At 49.6% G+C, this 250-nt stretch carries 1 pseudogene; it reads left to right on the top strand.

From position 1 onward, the window contains the following. Positions 1 to 250: pseudogene (locus Q4563_RS21485) on the top strand (hypothetical protein); the annotation flags it as partial.

Genomic DNA, 250 nt, shown 5'->3' with positions numbered 1-250 from the left:
ACCCTGACCTTGCCGGTATTGGTGTTTCTGGCCATTGCCAAAGTACGATTTGATTCCGGTGTTCATATTGAACTGATAGTGTTTGTGGCGCTGGCAATTTTGAGTAGCTGCCTGTTCAGTTTTGTATGGGCCAGGTTTGCGGGCATCGACGAAGATGACGTCAGTGCCTTTGTGCAAGGGGCATTTCGGGGTAACTTGGGTATTATCGGTATCTCGATGGTGGTTTATGCTTTTGGCGACCAGGGTACGC

It is taken from the genome of Gilvimarinus sp. 1_MG-2023 (genome assembly GCF_030548285.1).
Note: the sequence above shows the minus strand (reverse complement) of the source record. Positions and strands in the feature narration are given on the sequence as shown.